Annotated in this window: 12 protein-coding genes and 1 pseudogene; 6 read left to right on the top strand and 7 right to left on the bottom strand. The window is 73.5% G+C overall.

Annotated features, from left to right (window positions below; translation table 11 throughout):
• Positions 1–121: 121 nt before the first annotated feature.
• A pseudogene (locus AC067U_RS12375) lies at positions 122–1,144 on the top strand (glycosyltransferase family 2 protein); the annotation flags it as partial.
• 489 nt (positions 1,145–1,633) lie between these two features.
• Here the strand turns inward: AC067U_RS12375 and AC067U_RS12370 are convergent.
• The 4 genes from AC067U_RS12370 to AC067U_RS12355 all read right to left on the bottom strand — a co-directional run bounded on the left by AC067U_RS12370 (position 1,634) and on the right by AC067U_RS12355 (position 7,847).
• Entirely contained in the window at positions 1,634–3,355 is a 1,722-nt protein-coding gene (locus tag AC067U_RS12370) for an LCP family protein (RefSeq protein ID WP_478829617.1), read from the bottom strand.
• A gap of 107 nt (positions 3,356–3,462) precedes the next feature.
• Positions 3,463–5,292: an LCP family protein gene (locus AC067U_RS12365; protein ID WP_478829616.1), complete on the bottom strand. Its 1,830-nt coding sequence runs from the start codon at positions 5,290–5,292 to the stop codon at positions 3,463–3,465.
• Positions 5,293–5,453: 161 nt separating this feature from the next.
• Positions 5,454–6,653, bottom strand: coding sequence for an LCP family protein (locus AC067U_RS12360; protein WP_478829615.1), 1,200 nt, complete (start codon positions 6,651–6,653; stop codon positions 5,454–5,456).
• A gap of 441 nt (positions 6,654–7,094) precedes the next feature.
• Positions 7,095–7,847: a TIGR03089 family protein gene (locus AC067U_RS12355; RefSeq protein ID WP_478829614.1), complete on the bottom strand. Its 753-nt coding sequence runs from the start codon at positions 7,845–7,847 to the stop codon at positions 7,095–7,097.
• 140 nt (positions 7,848–7,987) lie between these two features.
• Here AC067U_RS12355 and AC067U_RS12350 point away from each other — a divergent pair, with 140 nt between their 5' ends.
• Positions 7,988–9,430 (top strand): peptidoglycan recognition protein family protein, encoded by a 1,443-nt coding sequence (locus tag AC067U_RS12350; protein WP_478829613.1) that lies wholly within the window; start codon positions 7,988–7,990, stop codon positions 9,428–9,430.
• Positions 9,431–10,439: 1,009 nt separating this feature from the next.
• Entirely contained in the window at positions 10,440–11,447 is a 1,008-nt protein-coding gene (locus tag AC067U_RS12345; protein WP_478829612.1) for a DNA-3-methyladenine glycosylase family protein, read from the top strand.
• 9 nt (positions 11,448–11,456) lie between these two features.
• Here AC067U_RS12345 and AC067U_RS12340 read toward each other — a convergent pair whose 3' ends face one another.
• The 3 genes from AC067U_RS12340 to AC067U_RS12330 are packed head-to-tail and all read right to left on the bottom strand — an operon-like array spanning position 11,457 to position 14,234.
• Complete coding sequence (locus AC067U_RS12340) at positions 11,457–12,749, bottom strand: coenzyme F420-0:L-glutamate ligase (protein WP_478829611.1); 1,293 nt, start codon at positions 12,747–12,749, stop codon at positions 11,457–11,459.
• Positions 12,746–13,699, bottom strand: coding sequence for a 2-phospho-L-lactate transferase (cofD, locus tag AC067U_RS12335; protein WP_478829610.1), 954 nt, complete (start codon positions 13,697–13,699; stop codon positions 12,746–12,748). Before cofD ends, AC067U_RS12340 begins: the two co-directional genes overlap by 4 nt.
• Positions 13,700–13,730: 31 nt before the next feature.
• The gene (locus tag AC067U_RS12330) at positions 13,731–14,234 is read right to left on the bottom strand and encodes a cysteine dioxygenase (protein ID WP_478829609.1); all 504 of its coding nucleotides are present in this window, start codon (positions 14,232–14,234) and stop codon (positions 13,731–13,733) included.
• Positions 14,235–14,849: 615 nt separating this feature from the next.
• Here AC067U_RS12330 and AC067U_RS12325 point away from each other — a divergent pair.
• From AC067U_RS12325 to AC067U_RS12315, 3 genes are all read left to right on the top strand, one after another.
• The gene (locus AC067U_RS12325; RefSeq protein ID WP_003983763.1) at positions 14,850–15,113 is read left to right on the top strand and encodes a WhiB family transcriptional regulator; all 264 of its coding nucleotides are present in this window, start codon (positions 14,850–14,852) and stop codon (positions 15,111–15,113) included.
• A 214-nt stretch (positions 15,114–15,327) separates the two neighbouring features.
• Positions 15,328–19,116 carry a glycosyltransferase gene (locus tag AC067U_RS12320; RefSeq protein ID WP_478829608.1) on the top strand — a complete coding sequence of 1,263 codons (3,789 nt, stop codon included), beginning with the start codon at positions 15,328–15,330 and terminating at the stop codon, positions 19,114–19,116.
• Positions 19,113–20,618, top strand: a complete 1,506-nt coding sequence (locus AC067U_RS12315; RefSeq protein WP_478829607.1) for a DUF5719 family protein — start codon at positions 19,113–19,115, stop codon at positions 20,616–20,618. Before AC067U_RS12320 ends, AC067U_RS12315 begins: the two co-directional genes overlap by 4 nt.
• The last annotated feature ends 30 nt before the right edge of the window (positions 20,619–20,648 follow it).

The raw sequence follows: 20,648 nt of genomic DNA, 5'->3' as shown, positions 1-20,648 counted from the left end.
CGATTCGTCAGAACAGTAGGCCCATACGATCGGCGGCAGCCGGCAGGGCAGGGACGGCGCGCACCGGTTTCCCCCGTACGCGGTAACGTGGCATCGACCCCGACCCCCTTCGAAGGACCCCATGCGCACCCAGCAGCAGCCCGCAGTCTCGGTGATCATGCCGGTGCTCAACGAGGAGCGTTACCTCCGCGACTCCGTCCGGCACATCCTGGGGCAGCAGTACGACGGCGAGATGGAGGTGGTGATCGCCCTCGGCCCGTCCACGGACCGTACCGACGAAATCGCCGCCGAGCTCGTACGCGAGGACCCGCGCGTCCACACCGTGCCGAACCCGACCGGCCGTACCCCGGCCGCCCTCAACGCGGCGATCGGGGCCTCACGCCACCCGATCGTGGTACGCGTCGACGGCCACGGCATGCTCTCGCCGAACTACATCGCGACCGCGGTGCGGCTGCTCGCCGAGACCGGCGCGCAGAACGTCGGCGGCATCATGCACGCCGAGGGCGAGAACGCCTGGGAGGACGCCGTCGCCGCGGCCATGACCTCGAAGATCGGCGTGGGCAACGCGGCCTTCCACACCGGCGGCCAGGCGGGCCCGGCGGAGACCGTCTACCTCGGGGTCTTCCGGCGCGAGGCGCTGGAGCAGCAGGGCGGGTACAACGTGGAGTTCATCCGCGCCCAGGACTGGGAGCTGAACTTCCGCATCCGCGAGGCCGGCGGGCTGATCTGGTTCTCGCCGGAGCTGAAGGTGCAGTACCGGCCGAGGCCTTCGGTGCGGGCGCTGGCCAAGCAGTACAAGGACTACGGGCGCTGGCGGCACGTGGTGGCCCGCTACCACGCCGGTTCGATCAACCTGCGCTACCTGGCCCCGCCGGTCGCCGTCTGCGCGATCGCGGCGGGCCTGGTCGCGGGCGCGCTGCTGACGCCGTGGGCCTTCGTGATTCCCGGCGGCTACCTGGCGGCGATCACCGCGGGCTCGGTGCCGGCCGGCAAGGGTCTCTCCTGGGGGGCCCGCCTGCGGATCCCGGTGGCCCTGGCGACCATGCACATGTCCTGGGGCTGGGGCTTCCTGACCAGCCCGCGATCGCTGGCGCGCAAGGTCATCGCCTCGCGCCGCCCGACGGTGCACGCGCCGCCGCCGGCCGCGCAGCCGGCCGACCGGCCGTACGGGCAGCAGGCGCCGCAGCAGCCGCAGCAGCCGTCGTACGGTCAGCAGCAGGCGCAGTACCCGCCGCAGCCGCAGTCGCAGTCGTACGAGGCGCAGCACCAGTACGCGCCGCAGCAGGAGCCGTACGCGCCCCCGCAACAGGAGCCGTACGCGTCCCCGCAGCAGGCGTACGACCCCGGGCCGTACCAGGCGCAGCAGCCATACGCCCCGCAGCAGCACGCGTACGCGCCCCAGCAGCCCTACGGGCAGCAGCCGTACCCGGGACAGCCGCAGCAGCCGTACCAGGACCAGCCGGCGCAGCAGGACCCGTACGCGGGGCAGCGGCAGGACCCGTACGCGGGGCAGCAGCAGCCCCCGCAGGACCGGCCCGCGGGCTGGTAGCCCGGCACACCGGCGTCCACGGACACGCGAAGGGGGCCCGGCGGAATCTCTCCGCCGGGCCCCCTTCGCGTGATCGGGCGGCCGCTACCAGGTGAATCCCGGCTGGATCGCCATGCAGGCCGACTCGTCGTCGCCGTTGAGGGCGCGCGCCGAATCCGGGGCCTTGGACGGGGGCGGCGGCGGCAGGGCGACGGTGTCACCGGAACGCCAGTCCTTGCCGACGAACAGGGTCACCCCGGAGACGTCCGTGGACCGCTGCACCGCGGTCGGCGGCAGCCCCAGCGCGGTCGCCACCGAGAGGGCGTCCCCGGCCTGGTCCAGCCCGGCGTACCGGATGACCGTGGTGTCCTCGGCCGCGGCGTGCTTGTCGGCCATCGCCCGGGTGTAGCCCTTGCGGGCGAGCAGCGTGACGATGTCGTTGGCGCGCATCCTGACGCTGGGCTGCGGGTTCGTCTTCCCGGCGGTGGCGTTGCGCACCATGATCGGGATCCGGTTGGGGGCGGCGGCCGGGTCCGAGGAGGGCGGCGGCAGCGGAGCCCCCGAGGCCGTCGATCCGGGGACCGGGGTGGCCGACGTACCGGGAGCGGTGGTGGACGCCGGAGCGGTGGGCGACGCGGCCGGGGAGGGCTGAGCGCCCTTGCCGTCGAGCGCGATGTCCTCGCGGACCATCCGGAACAGCGCCTCTGCCTCGCCGGGCTTGGGCTCCACCCGGTTCCCGTCCTGGGGGCTCGGGATCCACGGCATGGTGGTCATGGTGATCCGGCCGGTGGGGACCTTCTTGAGCTCCATGCTCAGGTCGTACAGCTTGTCGATCTTGTCCAGGCCCTCGTCCACGACCATGGCCTTGATGGCCGCCTGCGCCAGGCTGTTCAGCTTGACCGGATTGCTGAGCTTGGCGTTCTTGCGGAACTCGCGGGCCAGCGCGTTCATGTACATGTGCTGGGCGTGGGTGCGGCCGATGTCGGTGCCGTCCTCGAAGCCGTAGCGGGTGCGCAGCCACTGGAGGGCCTGCTCGCCCTGGATCTGGGTGGTGCCCCTTTGGAGCTTCAGGCCGGAGCCCTTGCCGTCCTTGGTGAGCGAGTGGACGTTCTGCTGGACGCAGACCGGGACGCCGCCAATGGCGTCCGCCATCGACACCACGCCCTTGAAGTCGATCATCATGAAGTGATCGATCGGGATCTTGGTGAGCTCCTGCCAGACAGCCACGGTGCAGCCCGGGCCGCCCCGGCTGAGGGACTCGTTGGTCTGCACGAGCCCGCGGCTGGCGGGGTGCACCTTGCCGTTGGTCTCGGTGCACTTGGGCATCTTCAGCAGGGTGTCGCGCGGCATGGAGACGACCGACATGTTGCTGCGGTCGGCGGACAGGTGCAGGAGCATCTGCACGTCCGCGAGCGGCGGGCCGTCGAAGGTGTCCTTACCCCCGCCCAGGGACTTGTTCTCGTCCCCGTCCCGGGCGTCGGAGCCGATCAGGAGGATGTTCAGCGGGGTCTGCCCGAAGGCGTTGGGCCGGGAGCCGCCCAGCTTGTTGTCGCCGAGGTTCAGCGCGTCCGTGCGGATGCTGTCGTTGAGGTAGCGGTAGTAGAGGTATCCGGCGCCGGCCGTGCCGAGTATCAGCAGGGCCAGGACGGACGACACCCAGCGCAGCACCCGCCGGCGGCGGGGCCGCCCGGGACGGGCCGGGCCGGCGCCCCCGCCGCCCCGGGGCCGGGGTATCGCGCCGGGCTCTCCGGGTGCGCCGGACCCGCCGGCCGTGCCGCCGGCGGGCCGGGAGGGCGCACCCTCCCCCCGCACGTTGCTGTGCCTCACGCAAAACCCCCCATGAAAAGGACCTGACGCATCAGGGATCTCAGGAATGATGCCGGTTCGTCAGGCGACGAGCCCGCATTGAGCCTTCATTGAGCCGTCACCGGACGTCATTTGGCACAGACGACCTTGTCCGCCTCGACGCGCTGGATGTCGTCCGGCGCCTTCTCCGGTGCCGTCAGCGGGATGCCCGCTCCCTTGAAGTCCGCCCCCAGGGTGAGCTTCATCGGGGTCTTCGGCGCCGCGTCCGCAGTGCCGATCACCAGCGCGGTGGCCGGCAGACCCATCATGTCCGCCAGCGCCCGAGCCTGATCGGCCTGGTTGGGCGCGTACTCCAGGGTCGTCTTCGGCAGCTTCGCGGGCGCGTTGCCCTGGTTGCTGGCCTTCAGGACGCCCTTGCCGTTCTGCAGCCAGGCCAGGGTGGTGGAGGCGGAGCCCCCGGGACCGCCGCCGTTGAACACCGCGACCCGTACGTCGGAGGGCTGCGCGCGGTTGCCTTCGAGCAGCGCCTCCTGCCGGTCCTTGGCCGCGTCCTTCTCCGCCTTCTTCTGCTGCTCCACCTCGGTGAGCGAGACGTCCTCACGGATCATCGACAACAGCGGCTCGGCCTTGGACTCGCTCACCACCACCGTCGCCTTGATCTTCTCGGCCGGGTTGTCCAGCACGGGCAGGGTGGTGAACGTGACGTTCTTGGGGTTGACGCCCTTCAGCTCACTGGCCAGTGCCGTGAGTTTGCCGATCGATCCGATGCCCGAGTCCACGGCCAGCGCCTTCGTCATGGCCTCCGCCATGGAGAAGAACTTCTTCGGACTGGACAGCGTGTCCTGGGACTTCATCTGGCGCATCATCGACCCGAGGAACTGCTGCTGGGTCTTGATCCGGTCCAGGTCGCTCTCGTTGCCGAAGGCGTGCCGGGTGCGGACGAAGGCCAGCGCCTGCTCGCCCTGCAGCTTGTGCTCGCCCTGCGACAGCTTCAGCTTGGACTTCGGGTCGTCGACCGGCTTGGCCAGACAGACCGGGACACCGCCGACCGCCGTGCTCAGGGACTTGACCGCGTTGAAGTCGGCCATCATGAAGTGGTCGATCGGGATGCCGGTGAGCTTCGTGACCGTGCGCATGGTGCAGCCCGGATCGCGGCCGCCCTGGCCGAGGCTGGTGTTGAAGCGGACGCCCTTCTCGCCGGGAACGGTCTTTATCGAGCCGTCCGTCTGCTTCGTCGGGCAGTCCGGGATGTCCGTGATCAGGTCGCGGGGGATGGACACCGCGGTCGCGTTGGTCCGGTCCTTGGACACGTGGAACAGGATCGTGGTGTCGGCGTGGCCCGCGCTGTTCTTGTCCCCGTAGCCCTCGTTGCCGGCGCCGGTGCGCTTGTCGGTGCCGAGCACCAGGATGTTGATCGGCTGGTCCTTCTTGAACCCGCCGGTGCCCGCGCCCGCCGTGTCGATGACGACGAGGTTGGAGTTCAGGTGCTGGTAGTACAGGTAGCCGCCGACCGAACCCGCGACCAGCAGGAAGGCCAGCGCGCCACCGGTGACGACCAGCGCCTTCTTCCGGCCGCCCTTGCCCGGCTTGTCCGCCTTGCCGCGCTTGCGGTTGCCGCGCCGGCCACCGCCCCCGGACGCCAGGTCGCCGCGGCGCGGGCCGGGGACGGCGGGGGAGGCCGCGCCGGGAGCGTCACCGGGGGCCGATGGGGCCCGGCGTGAGCGTCCCTGCGGGGAGGCCTGCGCGCTGCGGGAATCGCCTCGGGATCCGCTGCGGGAATCGCCTCGCGATCCGCTGCGGGAGTCGCCTCGCGATCCGCTGCGCGGGGCGCTCAGAGGTGAGCGCTGCTGCGGTGCGGAATGGTCCAGTCGCAGTTCGTAGTTGCCGGTGCGGGGGTTGAGGACCCACTGGTCTGCGGGATCGATTTCGTCCGCCCGCCCACGGCCTTGTGCATCCACGGTCAGTCGAATCCTCCGTCGGTGGCACCGGGTCGCTCACCATATCCGGCCGCTTCCGTGCCGAACCACGCCGGTGACAAATTCCACGCACCTTATAACGGGGCATTCCGGTTAAGAAGCTCGGTTCGGACGGCGCCTTTTGGGATTGCTTTACCGGCCGGTCACCTGCAGGACGCGGCCCCGGCCGTGGTCCCCGTAAACATGGGGACGGGTGAAGGGGACCCGGTGGTTCCCTCCGACGGGCCCCGTCCTTCCGGCCGGTCGGTCCGCTCCTCCTCGGCCGCGGGCGGGGTGAGCGTCAGCGGCCGGTCCGCGCGCAGTTCCCGGAACAGCCGTGAAGCGTCCGGTTCGAGGAGTTCATCCCGGTTCGGGTTGTTGGGGTAAGGGTGTCGGGGGACTGTCAGGAACTGCACCTTGTCGGTGGGTATGTCCCGCATGTTGCGGACGAGTTCGTACAGGCCGCGCAGCGAGGCCAGTCCCGGGTCCGTGGTGACCGACCGGGTCGCCGCGTCGAGCAGCGGGTAGAGCCGGGCCGGGTTCAGCAGCACCCCGTTGCTCTGCACCTTCTTCACCAGCGAGCCCAGGAACTGCTGCTGGCGCTGCATCCGCTCGGTGTCGCTGCCGTTGCCCAGGCTGTAGCGGGCGCGCACGAAGCCGAGCGCCTGCTCTCCGCGCAGGGTCTGCCGGCCGGCCGGCAGCCGCAGCTTCGCCTCGACGTCGTCGATCGGTTGCTTGAGGCAGATCTCCACCCCGCCGACCGCCTCCACCATCTTCTTGAACCCGCGGAAGTCCACCACCATGTGGTGGTCCACCCGGATCCCGGTCAGCCGCTCGACGGTACGGATGGTGCAGGCCGCCCCGCCCCACTCGAAGGCCCAGTTGAACTGGGCGTACTGCTCGGCGCTGCGGCTCCCGTCGGGCCTCCCGCAGCTCGGGACGACGGTCATCAGGTCCCGGGGCACCGACACGGCCGTGGCACTGCGCCGGTTCGCCGCCAGGTGCAGCAGGATCGTGGTGTCCGAACGCTCGGTGGTGCGGTCCCGGCCCCCGTCGAGCCCGTACCGGGCGTTGCCGGGGCCGGCCCGCGAGTCCGAGCCGATGAGGAGGATGTTCTGGGCGTCGCCGGAGGTGCGCGCCGGGCGCTCCCGCTCGTAGCGTTTGAGCTCGGCGATGGCGGAGGAGTCCTCGGTGATGTTCGCGTCGAGCTTGGAGTAGAGCCACCAGCCGGTGGCCGTCCCGGCCAGCACGAGCAGGACCGTCCCGAGCCCGATCCGGCGCAGCAGCCGGCGCCGACGGCTCGGGGGCTTCGGTCCGCCCCCGGCCGCTGCGGTGCCGCCGGGTATGCCCGCGCTGTCCGTCACTCGCGTCCGTCCCCTCACGCGTCGCCGGCGGCCGTACGTACGGGTGCGGCCGCCGGGTGCCGCTCACGGACCGGACCCGACGGGGCCGGGACCGGCCTGGTCTGGTCTGGCTCGGCGGGCCTGGCCGCGTCCGACCTTGGTCGAGCCCGGCCGGTCGGGACCCGGTCCGTGAGACACACCCTTCGCCGAGCATGACCCGGGGACGGCTGTGCGGCCCGGGGGCGGGGGTGTGGACTCCGCCGAACGGGTGACAAGGTGGATGATGCCGCAGGTGACAGGGGGTCTTCGGGGGGCCTCCGGGGGTCCGTCTTGGGGTCCGTCTTGGGGCCCGTCGTGGGGCCCGTCGTGGGCCCGTTGTGGGTTCCCTCTCCCTCCGGGGTCCTGTTGTGGGTTCCGTCGTGGGTCCCATCCGGGGTCCCGTTGTGGGGCCCTGTCCGCGGGCTATTCCGCGGTGTGGGTGACCCGCTCGCTCTCGCGGCGCTGGGCCAGGCCCTCCCCCGACAGCCGGTCCAGGTTCCGGCACAGCACCACCGAGCCGCCCGTCGCCAGCGGCGCGAACAGCCCTGCCGAGAGCCCTTCCCAGCCGTCGTACGGGAGCCCGGACAGCATCCGGGAGCCCTCGCCGAGCCCGAGCTTCGCCGCGTCCTCGCGGGCCCGCTCGACCAGCCGCGCGTACGACAGTTCGACGCCGTCCACGACCAGTCCGGCGGCATCCGGGTCCACCGGGACGAAGGGGGCGAACCGGTCGCCCTGTCCGGGAACCTCCACCGCGTAGTCCAGGAACCCGGCCGGCGGCTGCGGGAACCGTCCGCCCAGCGGCCGCAGCGCCAGCGCCACCCGCTCACCGCCGCAGGCGGCGGCCGCGTCCAGGGTGTCCGGACCGCTCACCACCAGGTCGGCGTCGGCCGGATCGCCGCCGGGCTCGACCACCACGCCGACGGACGCGGCGGCGACCAGCCAGACCGCTGTCTGCCAGTGGGCGGGGAGCAGCAGCGCCAGCCGGTCTCCCGGGCCGGCGCCCAGGTCGCCCTGGAGCAGGTTCGCGGTCTTGGCCACCCAATTGGCGAAGGTGGCGACGGACAATTCGACCCGCTCGCCCGTGGCGTCGTCGTAGAAGGTGACGAGCGGGCGGCCGGGGTCCGCGGCCAGGGCGGATCGCAGCAGGTCGGCAGGGGTGCGGTCAGTGGCGTTCACCCGCCCCAGGGTAGTCGGGGGGCCTCGCCCGTCCGGCGGACTCGGGCCTGAGCCGTCCGGGGGAGCGCGGTCGCCCGGCGCGCCGACGGCCCGTCAGTTCCCGCTGGCAGGTGTCGCGGACCGGGCCCACGATCTTTCACATGCGTGGATTCCTTGCTTCCTCGATCGGCGTGGCGACCGCGGCCGCACTGGCCCTCCCGCTCGCGCTCCCCACCCCCGCCCTGGCCGAGTCCGCCGCTCCCGTGGGCCCAGCCGGGTCGACCCAGTCGCTGCCGCTGGTCCCGCTGGGGCCGGAGCGGGGCCGGGCGACCGGAGTCCCCGGCATGAGCGCCTCGCCCCGCGTGCCCGAGGCGCAGGGCCTGTCCGCCCGCGAGGTCAAGACCTTCTCGATGGTCGGCGTCGTCTGGGACGACGCGGGCACGGAGCTCTTCGGGCGGGTCCAGGTGCGCACCCGCTCGGTCGCCGACGGACTCTGGTCCGACTGGCAGGACGTGGAGACCCACAACAGCGAACACGCGGCGGACCCGGACGGTGCGGAGCGCTCCTCGGGCCGGGTGCGCGGCAGCACCGCCCCGCTGTGGGTGGGCCGGTCGGACGGGATCGAGGTCCGGGTCCAGGCGGAGTCGGGCGTCCGTACGCTGTCCAGCCTGCCGACGGGCATGCGGATCGAACTGGTCGACCCGGGCGAGGTACGGGCTCCCTCCGGCGACGACAAGAACGGCTCCCTGCCCGGAGCGGGCGAGGGCGCGGGCGAGGGCGAGGGGGAGGGGGAGGGGGAGGGCAGTGGCAACGGTGACGGCAAGGCCAGGCCTGGTGCGGCCTCGGGCATGACCATGGCGATGGCGGAGTCCTCGCTGGCCAACGTGCCGCACGCGCCGCTCGGGGCGAGCGAGATCACGGAGCTCAACAAGGCGGACGCCACCGCCGACGCGGTCTTCGCGAGCAGGGGTGCGCTGGAGGCGGCGGCCCGCCCGTACATCGGACCGCGCCCGAAGATCATCACGCGGAGGGGGTGGGGCGCGGACGAATCCCTGCGCGAGGCCGGATTCGTCTACACGCAGTCGGTGAAGGCGGCGTTCGTGCACCACAGCGCGTCCGGCAACAACTACGACTGCAAGGACGCCCCGGCGGTGCTCCGCAGTCTGTACCGGTACCACGTGGTGAGCAGCGGTTGGCGGGACATCGGCTACAACTTCGCCGTCGACAAGTGCGGCAACGTGTACGAGGGTCGGGCAGGCGGCATCGCGAAGCCGGTGCTCGGGGCGCACACGATGGGCTTCAACGGAAACAGCATGGGGATCGCCGTACTGGGCACCTTCACCTCTTCGGAGCCGCCGGTGGAGGCGGTGGAGGCGGTGGCGGAACTGACGGCGTGGAAGCTGGGCCTGTTCAATGCGGACCCGCGCGGGAAGACGGTGCTGAAGTCGGGCGGCGGCAACAAGTTCCCCAAGGGCAGAAACGTTTCGATGAACGTGATCTCGGGCCACCGGGACGGCTTCGCCACGGAATGCCCCGGCAAGCGGCTCTACGGCCGACTGGCACTGGCCCGCTCCGAGTCCGCGAAGCTCCAAGGACGGTCTTGAGGGGTGGCCCGCGCAGCTTCACTGCTTGAGCCCCGCCGGGCTCGGTCGGGGTGCCCACGACCTCCACCGGCACCGCGGTATTGAGCTCGACGACGTAGTGGGGCGGGGCCGGGGTGGGAGTGACCGACTCCGGCCCCGGGCGTGGGCGAAGTGGCCTTGGGGGACGGAACCCTGGGAGGGGGCCGGGCGGCGGAGCCCCGGGATGGGGTCGGGGGCGGAGCCCTGGGACGGGGCCGGGGGTGGAGACCGGGACGGGGGCTGGGGTGGAGACCGGGACGGGGCTGGGCCGAGCCCCGGAAAGGGGCCTGGGGCGGAGCCGCGGGACGGGGTTTGGGGCGGAGCCGCGGGACGGGGGCTGGGCAGGGCCCGAGACGGGGTCTGGGGCGGAGCCCCGGGACGGGGTTTGGGGCGGAGCCGCGGGACGGGGGCTGGGCAGGGCCCGAGACGGGGCCTGGGGCGGAGCCCCAGTTTCGGGAAGGGGCGGGGTGGGGGAATCGCCCCGCAGGGACCCCCGCCGCGTGTACGGAGCCGGGTTCGGCTGGGCGGGGGCGAGCGGGTGCCCGGGGGCTGCCCGTCAGTCCCAGTGTCATTACGTGCCGGCCGCCGGCGTCAAGGGCGCTCCCGTTGGTCGCGTCGGCAAGCCGATGGCCCGTTGGGCCACCCTTGACGCCGACGACCGTCACGCAACGACAAGGACTGTCGGGCGGCCCCCGGGGGATGGCATGGGGGGACCGAGGCCGCCTGGGTTCGGCGTTGGCGGGCACGGGCGGCGGCTGCCGCTCGGCCGGCCGCCCTCCGGGCGGGCGCTTGAGTGAAGTGGATCAGATCTACGTAATCCAGGGCGGTCCGGGCGCATCAGATCGCTACGTGCTCCTGCCGGCCGGCGGATGCGGCCCGCCTGGGGCTGGTCGTGGGCCGCCCACGATCGCTACTCGCTTTCGGCGGACGGCGGATGCGGGGCGTGAGGGGTCCGGCCGTGTCGAGGGGTCGGCGAGGCTACGCTCGAGGGGTGGCAGGCCGATTCGATCCGCTGACTCCCACCGCCGCGCGAGGTGGGCGGGTCGACGTGCCCGTTCCGCGGGAGGTGGGCGGGAGGGCGCGGTCCGGGGCGAAGCGGCGGGTCTGGGTGCCGGACGGGCCCACGGACCTGGGGCTCACGTTGGGGCCGCTGCGGAGGGGGCCGGCCGATCCCACCTTCCGTACGACGGCCGACGGGTCGGTGTGGCGGGCCACGCTGACGCCGCAGGGGGCCGCCACGATCCGGGTGTCGCAGCACGGGGGTGCCGTCGAGGCCGATGCCTGGGGGCCCGGGGCGGAGTGGGTGCTCGATGGGCTGCCCGCGCTGATGGGTGCCGAGGACGATCCCGCCGGGTTCACCCCGCGGCACCGTCTGGTGCACGCGAGTCACCGGCGCCGCGTCGGGCTGCGGCTGACGCGTACGGGGCTGGTCCTGGAGAGTCTGATCCCGGTGATCCTGGAGCAGAAGGTCACCGTGGACGAGGCGTACCGCGCCTGGCGGCGGCTGGTGCGGCAGCACGGGGAGCCCGCGCCGGGGCCCGTTCCCGGGCAGGGACTTTACGTCATGCCCGACGCGCGGGGCTGGACGCGGATCCCGTCCTGGGACTGGCACCGGGCGGGTGTCGACATGAAACGTTCGGCCACGATCATCCGGGCCGCCCGCGTCGCACCGCGGCTGGAGGAAGCCGCGCGCATGCCGCTCGCGGAGGCGGCCGGCCGGCTGGAGGCCGTGCCCGGCATCGGCCCCTGGACCTCCGCCGAGACGCTGCAGCGGAGCAATGGTGCCGCCGACGCGGTCACCACCGGTGATCTGCACCTGCCCGGCATCGTCGGGTACGCGCTGGCCGGGAACCCGGACGCGGACGACGAGGAGATGCTGGGGCTCCTCGCCCCCTACGCCGGGCAGCGGCACCGTGCGGCCCGGCTGATCCTGCTCTCGGGGCGGGTTCCGCCGCGTCGGGCTCCGAAGATGCGGCGGACCGATATCGCCGCCTGGTGAGCGCCGGCCTCAGCGGACCTCGATGAACGCCTCCGGGGTACGGGGCGGGCGGTCCGGCGGGGCGGCTGCTGGGTGGCCCACCGCGACGGCGCCCATCGGGTCCCAGTCCGCGGGGAGGGACAGGACGTCGCGGACCACGTCACGGCAGAACATGGTGGAGGACACCCAGGCCGAGCCCAGCCGTTCCCCGGCGAGGGCGACCAGGAAGTTCTGCACGCCCGCGCCGGCCGCCACCACGAACATCTCGCGCTCGGCGCCGTCGCGGCGGGCGTCGCCGTAGTGGTGCGCGCCGTCGGTGACCAGGCAGGGGACGACGAGGTAGGGAGCGTTCCGCAGGACGTCCCCGCGCCGGACGCGTTTGGTGATGGACTCCTCGGGCTTTCCGTCGCGGCGCAGGTCGGCGATCCACGCGTCCCGCATGGCGTCGAGCAGGGCGTGGCGGGACTGCGCCGACTCCAGCAGGACGAAGCGCCAGGGGGTGGTGTGGTGCGGGGCCGGGGCGGTGAGGGCCGCGGCGACCGCCCGCCGGACGGCTCCCGGGTCCACCGGCTCGTCCGTGAAGTGGCGTACTGTCCGGCGCTGCGTCACGGCCTCCCGTACGGCCTCGGAGGTGCCCAGCCGGAACATGTCGTCGGCCGGTGACCGGACCAGGTCCCGGGCCGAGCCCTGGCCGAGGAGGCCGGCCAGGCCGCGTACGACGGCCACCGGGCAGCCGGTGGACTTGCCCTTCACCAGGTCGCCCGCGGCGGCCAGTTCGTCGGCGGTGGCCGTTATCGTCGCGCTGAGCGGGTTGCCGTGGGCGTCGGTGCCGCCGCGCAGGTCCTCGAGGACCTGGACGCCGGCGGCCCCGATGGCGACGTCCGTCAGGCCGGTCCGCCAGGGCCGTCCGAAGGTGTCCGTCACGACGACGCCGACCTCGATCGAGAGCAGGGCCCGCAGCCCGGTCCGGATCGACTCGGCCGAGGCGTCGGGGTCCTCGGGCAGCAACAGCACCGTGCCGGCCGCGGTGTTCGAGGCGTCGACCCCGGCCGCCGCCATGACCAGGCCCTGCCGGTTCTCCACGATCCGCAGCGGGCCCCGGCGGGCGACCACCCGTACGGTCTCCGCGTCGATCGCCTCCTCGCGCGAGCCGGCCGCGAGGATCCGGCCCTCCGCCTTGGAGACGATCTTCGAGGTGACCAGCAGGACGTCGCCGTCCCGCAGGTCCGGGGCGGCGGCCGCGATCAGCTTCGCCAGGTCGTCGCCCGGCTGGACCTCGGGGATGCCGGGGACCGCGTGCACCTCGTACGAGGGCGCGGTCACCGGGCCGTCTCCGCCAGGTCCAGTGCGGCCCGCGCCATCGCCTCGGTCGCCGCGAGGTCGGTCATCATCAGCGGTACGGCGCGGCACTCGATGCCCGCGGCGCCGACCTCGGCGACGGCGGCGGCGTCCGCGGTGTCCACCAGCCAGCCGTCCAGGAGGTCGGACCCGTAGTGCAGGGCGACGGCGGCGGCCGTGGACTCCACCCCGACGGCGGCCAGCACCTTGTCCGCCATGCCGCGCACCGGGGCCCCGCCGACGATGGGGGAGAGGCCGACCACGGGCGCCGGGGACGCGGCGACGGCCTCGCGGATGCCGGGCACGGCGAGGATGGTGCCGATGGACACCACCGGGTTGGACGGCGGGAAGAGGATGACGTCGGCGGCGGCGAGGGCCTCGGTGACTCCGGGAGCCGGCTTCGCCTGTTCGGCCCCGACCGGTACGACGGCCTCGGCGTCCACCGAGGCGCGCAGCCGCACCCAGTACTCCTGGAAGTGGATGACCCGCCGCTCGCCCTCCAGGGTCACGGCGACGTGCGTCTCCACCCGGTCGTCGGACATCGGGAGCAGCCGTACGCCGGGCTGCCAGCGGTCGCAGAGCGCCTCGGTGACGGCGCTCAGCGGGTATCCGGCGGACAGCATCTGGGTGCGGACGATGTGGGTGGCGAAGTCGCGGTCGCCGAGCCCGAACCACCCGGGCCCGACCCCGTACGCGGCGAGCTCTTCCTTGACCTTGAAGGATTCGTCGGTGCGGCCCCAGCCCTGCTCCTCGTTGATGCCGCCGCCGAGGGTGTACATCACGGTGTCAAGGTCGGGGCAGACCTTCAGCCCGAACAGGTGGATGTCGTCACCGGTGTTGCCGATGACGGTGATGTCCGCGTCGGGGACCGCCGACTTCAGTCCGCGGAGGAAACGGGCGCCGCCGATGCCGCCGGCCAGAACAACAATGCGCATGCAGCGCAGTGTGTCACGGCCGTGATCACCGTCAGGCGGTTACCGGCGAGAGGGCGGCCGGGGTGCACCGGGGCATGTCGTGCATCGGCATCGCGGTGAGTCCGGGGAAGTACACGTGCAGGCTGACCGCGCCGTCGAGGGAGTCGTTGACCACCTCGTGGGCATAGCCGGGGGCGAAGACGTGCTGGGTGCCGGGGGCGAGGGTGCGCCCGCCGCGCGGACCGTGCTCGGTGAGTTCGCCGTCGAGGACGGTCAGCACACCGGAGGACCGGCCGTGGTCGTGGCGGCCGCTGCCCTGGCCGGGGACCCAGCTGAGCAGCCAGACCTCGTAACCGGGCCCGGTGCGCAGGCGGTGGTACCAGCGGGTGGTGGCGTCGTACTCGACGAGGTGTTCCCACGCGGCGCGGTCCGCGGCGATCTCGCGGGCCAGGCCGATGAACTCGGCCACGGTGGTGGGGTGTTCCTTGGCGGGCTGCAGCAGGTGCGGGACCTCAAGGATGTCGCCGGCGATCTGGAGGTCGCTGTCGTTGTTCACGGGTTTCCTCGGCGGAAGTCAGTGGCGCGGGGCGCGGGGGGTGCTGTGGGCGGTCGCGAAGGGGGTGCGGAGGCTTCAACAGCCGCGACAGCAACAGAGACCCTGGGCAGCACGCAGGAACCCACGAACGGGGGTCCGGGTGGCGGCTGCGGTCACTGACATGCGGACAAGTGGAGCCGCTCGGGGGCCGGACTGTCAACCCAATGTCCGCTTTGCGAGAAAAGATTCACCTCATCCGGTTACTGTGCGCGGAGAAAGGTTTGTGCAGTGGGGGGTCGGGGATGTGGCGGAGCGATCGCGCTCGTAAACACGCACGCCGCTTCGTGACCGGACTGTGATCTCCGCCGCTTCTGTGGCCGGATTGCAACCACACAGGAGGGTGACGCGTCGGCCCGAGTGTGATCGACAAGCGGAGGCGCCCTGCGGCAAGTGTCACGATTTTTGGCGATATGAACACTTTCTGCATAGGCTTGGTTCCGCAGAGTGAATAAGGGGCCCAATAGCAGATCTCGGCTTGACTGCCCCGGATCCACACACTTGTAATTTCACTCGTGTCGTTCCGGCCAGACCGGGCACGGCAACCACGGGGACGCACAGACAGAGCGAGGGGCGCACATGACCGAGCTGTTTCAGGAACTGCTGGTCGAGGAGGCGGACGAGGAGCTCGGATGGCAGGAGCGCGCTCTGTGCGCCCAGACCGACCCCGAGTCGTTCTTTCCCGAGAAGGGCGGCTCCACCCGGGAAGCCAAGAAGGTCTGCCTCGCTTGTGAGGTCCGCTCCGAATGCCTCGAATACGCCCTTGCCAACGACGAGCGCTTCGGCATCTGGGGTGGTCTGTCCGAGCGTGAGCGTCGCCGTCTGAAAAAGGCCGCCGTCTGATCGGTCCCGACCGCCGAGCAGCACGCATTGCACACATAGCGAACAGAGCAAACGGTCCGCCTCCTGCACCTTCCCCGCTGGAGGCGGACCGCCGCATTCCAAGGCCCTTCCAAAGGCTAGTGTGGGGCGCTGTCCAGCCGACTCCGAGGGCCCACACCCCCGGACCCACCCCGGACCCGTCCGGGGGACCCCCAGCCGGAGGGCCCGTACCGCGATGTCCCTGCACCCCCACCAGGCAACCGCCGCCACAGCCCCCCCGGCGTTCCCGCGGCACGTCGTCACGGCGGTCCTGGTCGCCCACGACGGCGCCCGCTGGCTCCCGCAGGCCCTCTCCGGACTCCTCGGCCAGGACCGCCCCGTGCAGAACTGGGTCGCCGCCGACACCGGCAGCGCCGACGACTCCGCCCGGCTGCTGGCCGACGCCCTCGGCGACGAGAGCATCCTCCACCTCGCCCGCCGCACCTCCTTCGGCGCCGCCGTCGACGAGGCCGCCCGCACCGCCCCCGTCCTCACCCCCGAGGACCTCCCCTACCTCAAGCGCCCCAGCGGCTGGGACCCCGTCAGCCGCACCTGGCGCGACGACACCTACGACCTCCCCGAACTCCCCCACGGAGAGCCCGTCCAGTGGCTGTGGCTGCTGCACGACGACTGCGCTCCCGAACCCGACGCCCTCGCCGAACTCCTCCGCGTCGCCGACGAGAACCCCGACGCCGGCATCCTCGGTCCCAAACTCCGCGGCTGGTACGACAAGAAGCAGCTCCTCGAAGCCGGCGTCACCATCGCCCACAGCGGCCGCCGCTGGACCGGCCTGGACCGCCGCGAACAGGACCAGGGCCAGCACGACCAGGTCCGCACCGTCCTCTCCGTCTCCACCGCCGGCATGCTCGTCCGCCGCGACGTCTACGAGGCCCTCGGCGGCTTCGACCGGCGCCTCCCGCTCATGCGCGACGACGTCGACCTCTGCTGGCGCGCCCACCGGGCCGGCCACCCCGTCCTCGTCGCCCCCGACGCCGTCCTCCGCCACGCCGAGGCCGCCGCCCGCGAACGCCGCACCGTCGACTGCGCCGGCCGCGGAACGGTCGGCCCCCACCGCGTCGACAAGGCCGGCGCCGCCTACACCGTCCTCGTCAACACCCCCGGCAGGGTCCTCCCCTGGGTGCTGGTCCGGCTGGTCCTCGGCACCCTGCTGCGCACCCTCGGCTACCTCGTCGGCAAGACCCCCGGCCAGGCCGTCGACGAGTTCACCGGACTCCTCAGCACCCTGCTCCGCCCCGGCCGGATCCTCACCGGCCGACGCAGACGCAGCCGCGCAGCCGGCCCCGCTGTGGCCGCCAAGCAACTCCGCCCGCTGTTCCCGCCGCCCGGAGCCACCCTCCGCGCCAACGTCGAACAACTCGCCGGCCACCTCGGCGCCGGCCGTGACAGAGACACCACCGGCGCCGGCCGGCACGGCGGCGGCCTCGAATCCGGCCCCGGCGGCGACGACGCCGACTACCTCCACATCGAGCAGTTCGCCCGCCTCAAGCGGATCGCCCGCAACCCCGCCCCCGTCCTCTTCGCCCTCCTCCTGCTCGTCTCCCTCGTCGCCTGCCGTTCCCTGCTGGGCGGCGGCACCCTGATGGGCGGCGCGCTGCTGCCCGCCCCCGCCGGAGCGGGCGACCTCTGGCGCACGTACGCCGACGACTGGCACCCCGTCGGCACCGGCTCCACCGCCGGCGCGCCCCCCTACCTCGCCGTCCTCGCCGCGCTCTCCGCGGTGCTCCTCGGCTCCACCCAGGCCGCCCTCACCCTGCTCCTGGTGTGCTCCGTCCCGCTCGCCGGACTCACCGCCTACTTCGCCTCCCGGCCGCTGGTCGAATCCCGGCTGGTGCGCGCCTGGGCCGCCGTCGCCTACGCCTTCCTGCCCGCCGTCACCGGAGCCCTGGCCGGCGGCCGGGTCGGCACCGCCGTCCTCGCCGTACTCCTCCCGCCGATCGCCCGCGCCGGCGTCTCCGCGTACGGACTCGCCGCCGCCGGGGACCCCGACGGCGACCGCGGCAGCTGGCGCGCCGTGTGGACCTACGGCCTGCTCCTCACCCTGGCCACCGCCTTCACCCCGGCGCTCTGGCCGCTCGCCGCCGCCCTCGGCACCGCGGCCCTCGTCCTGCGCCGCGCGGAATGGAAGACGTACGCCCCCCGCCACGCCGCCCTCCTCGCAACCCCGCTGCTGCTCCTCGCCCCCTGGTCGCTGACCCTGCTCGGCCACCCCGACCGCTTCCTCCGCGAGGCCGGACTCCCGTACGGCGGCGGCGCCGCCACCGCCCTCGACCTGCTCGGCATCAGCCCCGGCGGCCCCAAGACCGGCGGCGGGCTGCTGCTCCTGGGCATCGTCCTGGCCGCGCTGGCCGCCCTGCTCCGCGACGGGCGCGCCTTCGCCGTCCGGACCGCCTGGGCGGCCGCCCTCACCGGACTCCTCCTCGCCGTTCTCACCAACCGCACCGGCTGGGCCGGCCCCGCCACCCTCGTCTACGGCCTCGCCCTGCTGGCCGCCGCCGCGGTCGGCGCCGACGGCGCCAAGGACCGGCTCGCCGCCCACGGCTTCGGCTGGCGCCAGCCGCTCGCCGCGCTGATCGCCCTGGCCGCCGTGGCCGGCCCGCTGCTCGGCGCGGCCGGCTGGACGGCCGTCGGCGCCGACGGCCCGCTGGACCGCCGCGACCCCGTACAGGTCCCGGCCTTCGTCGCCGAGGAGAGCGGCACCCGCGACCAGCCCCGCACCCTGGTGCTCGGCGGGCGTCCCGCCGGCGGAGCGAAGGGGAACAGCTCCACCGCCGCCGTCTCCTACACCCTGGTCCGCGGCTCCGGCGGCCGCCTCGGTGACGCCGAACTCGCCGCCGCGACCGGCGGCGACCAGCGCCTCGACAAGGTCGTCTCCAGCCTGGTCGCCGGCTCCGGCGCCGATCAGACCGACCAGCTCGGCGCCTTCGCCGTCCGCTACGTCCTGGTCCGCGACGGTGCGCCGGAGCAGTTCCGCCACGTCCTCGACGCCACCCCCGGCCTGAGCCGCCTGAGCCAGCTCGACGGCAGCGCCCTCTGGCGGGTCGACCGGCAGGTCGCCCGCGCCGTGATCCTCTCCGGCAAGCCCGGCGAGGCCCCGATCCCGGTCGCCTCCGGCCCCGTCGAGGCCCACACGACCGTCCCCGCGGGCGGGCCCGGCCGGACCCTGCGGATCGCCGACCGCGCCGACGCCGGCTGGCGGGCCACCCTGGACGGCGAGCCGCTGCGGGCCAAGACCCTCGACGGCTGGGCCCAGGGCTTCGAACTCCCCGCCTCCGGCGGCCGCCTGGACCTCGTCCACGCCGACACCGCCACCGGCACCGCCTGGCACTGGGCGCAGGCCCTGCTCGCCGTCGTGCTGCTGGTGCTGGCCCTGCCCGGCCGCCGACGTCAGCTCGACGACGACCTCCCCGACGAGGAGGGCACCGGCGCCGACGGTGCGGGCGGCGGGGAGTCCGGCGAAGGCCGCCGGGCCCGCCGCCTGCGGGCCGGAGCCGGAGCGGCCGACCCGGCGGCGGACGCAGGGGCGCCCGTCCAGGCCGACCCGTACGCGGAGATCCCCGCGCAGGTGCCGTACCCGCAGGACACGTACGGCTACGACTACTCCGGCGCGGCGGACGGCGGCACGGACGGGGAGCCGGTTCACGGCGTCCACTCCGACCACACCGGGAACGGGCAGCCGCAGGACCCCGGCTACGGAGCCCACCTCGGGCAGCAGGCGTACCCGTACGAGCAGCACGCGCAGCACGAGCGGTACGGGCACCAGGACCAGTACGGGCACCAGGACCAGTACGGGCACCAGGACCGGCACGGACAGCACGGACAGCACGGACAGTACGGCGACCCGTACGGGCAGCCCGAGCAGCAGGATCCGTACGGGCAACACGAGTCCTACGGGCAGCAGTACGACGCATACGGACAGCCGATCGGCCACCAGCAGCCGCGTCCGGACGGGAGCCACCGGCAGTGAAGCGCGCACCCCTGACCCTCGCGGCCGCGGCGGCCGCGCTCGCCGCCCTCACCGGAGTCGCCGCCCTCACCGCCCCCGACGGCCCGTCGGCCACGGCTGCCGGGGCCGGTGCGGCGGCCGCCCGCCGGCCCGTGGAGCGGTCCGCCCTGGTCTGCCCGGCCCCCTCCGGGTCGGACATCGCGGAGACCGCCTACACCGCCGTCACGCCCGTCGGCGGGGCGGCCGGCGCGGCGGCCGGCAAGGGCACCGCCCGCCTGCTGGGCGCCACCAAGGAGCAGAAGCCGCTGCTGGAGCTGAAGGAGGCGGGGAAGCCGGTCGGCGCCACCGCCTCCGGGGCCGAGGCCCCCGCCCTGACCGGCACCGCCGACGGCTCCCTCGCCCCCGGCTGGACCGCCCAGCAGACCACCAAGGTGTCGGTGGGGCAGGCCCGCGGCCTGCTCGGTCTGGCCTGCACCCCGCCCGGCACCGACTTCTGGTTCCCGGGCACCGCGACCTCCCAGGGCCGCCAGGACTACGTCCACCTCACCAACGCGGACGACACCCCGGCCGTGGTGGACATCGAGCTGTTCGGTCCGGAAGGCCGGGTCAAGGCGGAACAGGGCAGCGGGGAGAACATCCGGGTCGGCCCCAAGTCCTCGGTGCGGGTGCTCTTGAGCACCCTGACCTCCGCTCAGCTGCCCGACATCACCGCCCACGTGACGACCCGTTCGGGCCGCGTCGGGGCCTCGGCGCAGGTCATGGAGGACGGGGTCGGCGCCGACTGGCTGCCCGCCTCCGCCGACCCCGCCGGCTCCCTGGTGCTGCCCGGCATCCCGGCCGACGCGACCTCGGTCCGGCTGGTCGCCCACGTCCCCGGTGAGGAGGACGCCGACCTACGCGTCCGGCTGGCCGGGCCGGGCGGCTCGATCAGCCCGGCCGGCAGCGAGCAGCTGCACGTCAAGGCCGGGATGACCACCTCCCTCGACCTGAAGGACGTCACCCGCGGAGAGCCGGGCTCGCTGGTGCTGACGCCCGCCGACTCGAAGAAGTCCGTCCCGGTGGTGGCGGCGCTCAGGGTGGTCCGGGGCACCGGAGCCAAGCAGGAACTCGGCTTCGTCCCGGCCGCCGGCCCGGTGGCCGCCCGGGCCACCAACGCCGACAACCGCACCGACCAGGGGGCCACCACCCTCTCGCTCACCGCGGTGGGCACCGACACCAAGGTGCGCGTCACCGCCTCGCCCGGCACGCAGGGCGGCGAGCCCGCGAGCCAGGAGTACACGGTGAAGGCCGGCACCACCCTCGCCGTGGCACCCCCGCCGGTACCGGGCGGCGGGGCCAAGGGTTCGTACGCGCTGACCGTGGAGACCCTTTCGGGTGGCCCCGTGCACGCGGCCCGCACCCTGTCGCTGCCGCACGAGGGCACCCCGTTCTTCACGGTGCAGCCGCTCACCGACGACCGGGGCACGGTCTCCGTCCCCGAGGCCTCCCAGGACCTGACGGTCCTGGACGACGAGCGGGACTGACGCATCCGAACCGCGGAAGGCGACCGGCCC

The organism is Streptomyces sp. NPDC043853 (assembly GCF_056436025.1).
Note: the sequence above shows the minus strand (reverse complement) of the source record. Positions and strands in the feature narration are given on the sequence as shown.

Coding starts and splice junctions, on each gene's coding strand:
- cofD (WP_478829610.1), bottom strand. CDS start 13,699: ATGCGCATTGTTGTTCTGGCCGGCGGCATCGGCGGCGCCCGTTTCCTC.
- AC067U_RS12350 (WP_478829613.1), top strand. CDS start 7,988: ATGCGTGGATTCCTTGCTTCCTCGATCGGCGTGGCGACCGCGGCCGCA.
- AC067U_RS12320 (WP_478829608.1), top strand. CDS start 15,328: ATGTCCCTGCACCCCCACCAGGCAACCGCCGCCACAGCCCCCCCGGCG.
- AC067U_RS12325 (WP_003983763.1), top strand. CDS start 14,850: ATGACCGAGCTGTTTCAGGAACTGCTGGTCGAGGAGGCGGACGAGGAG.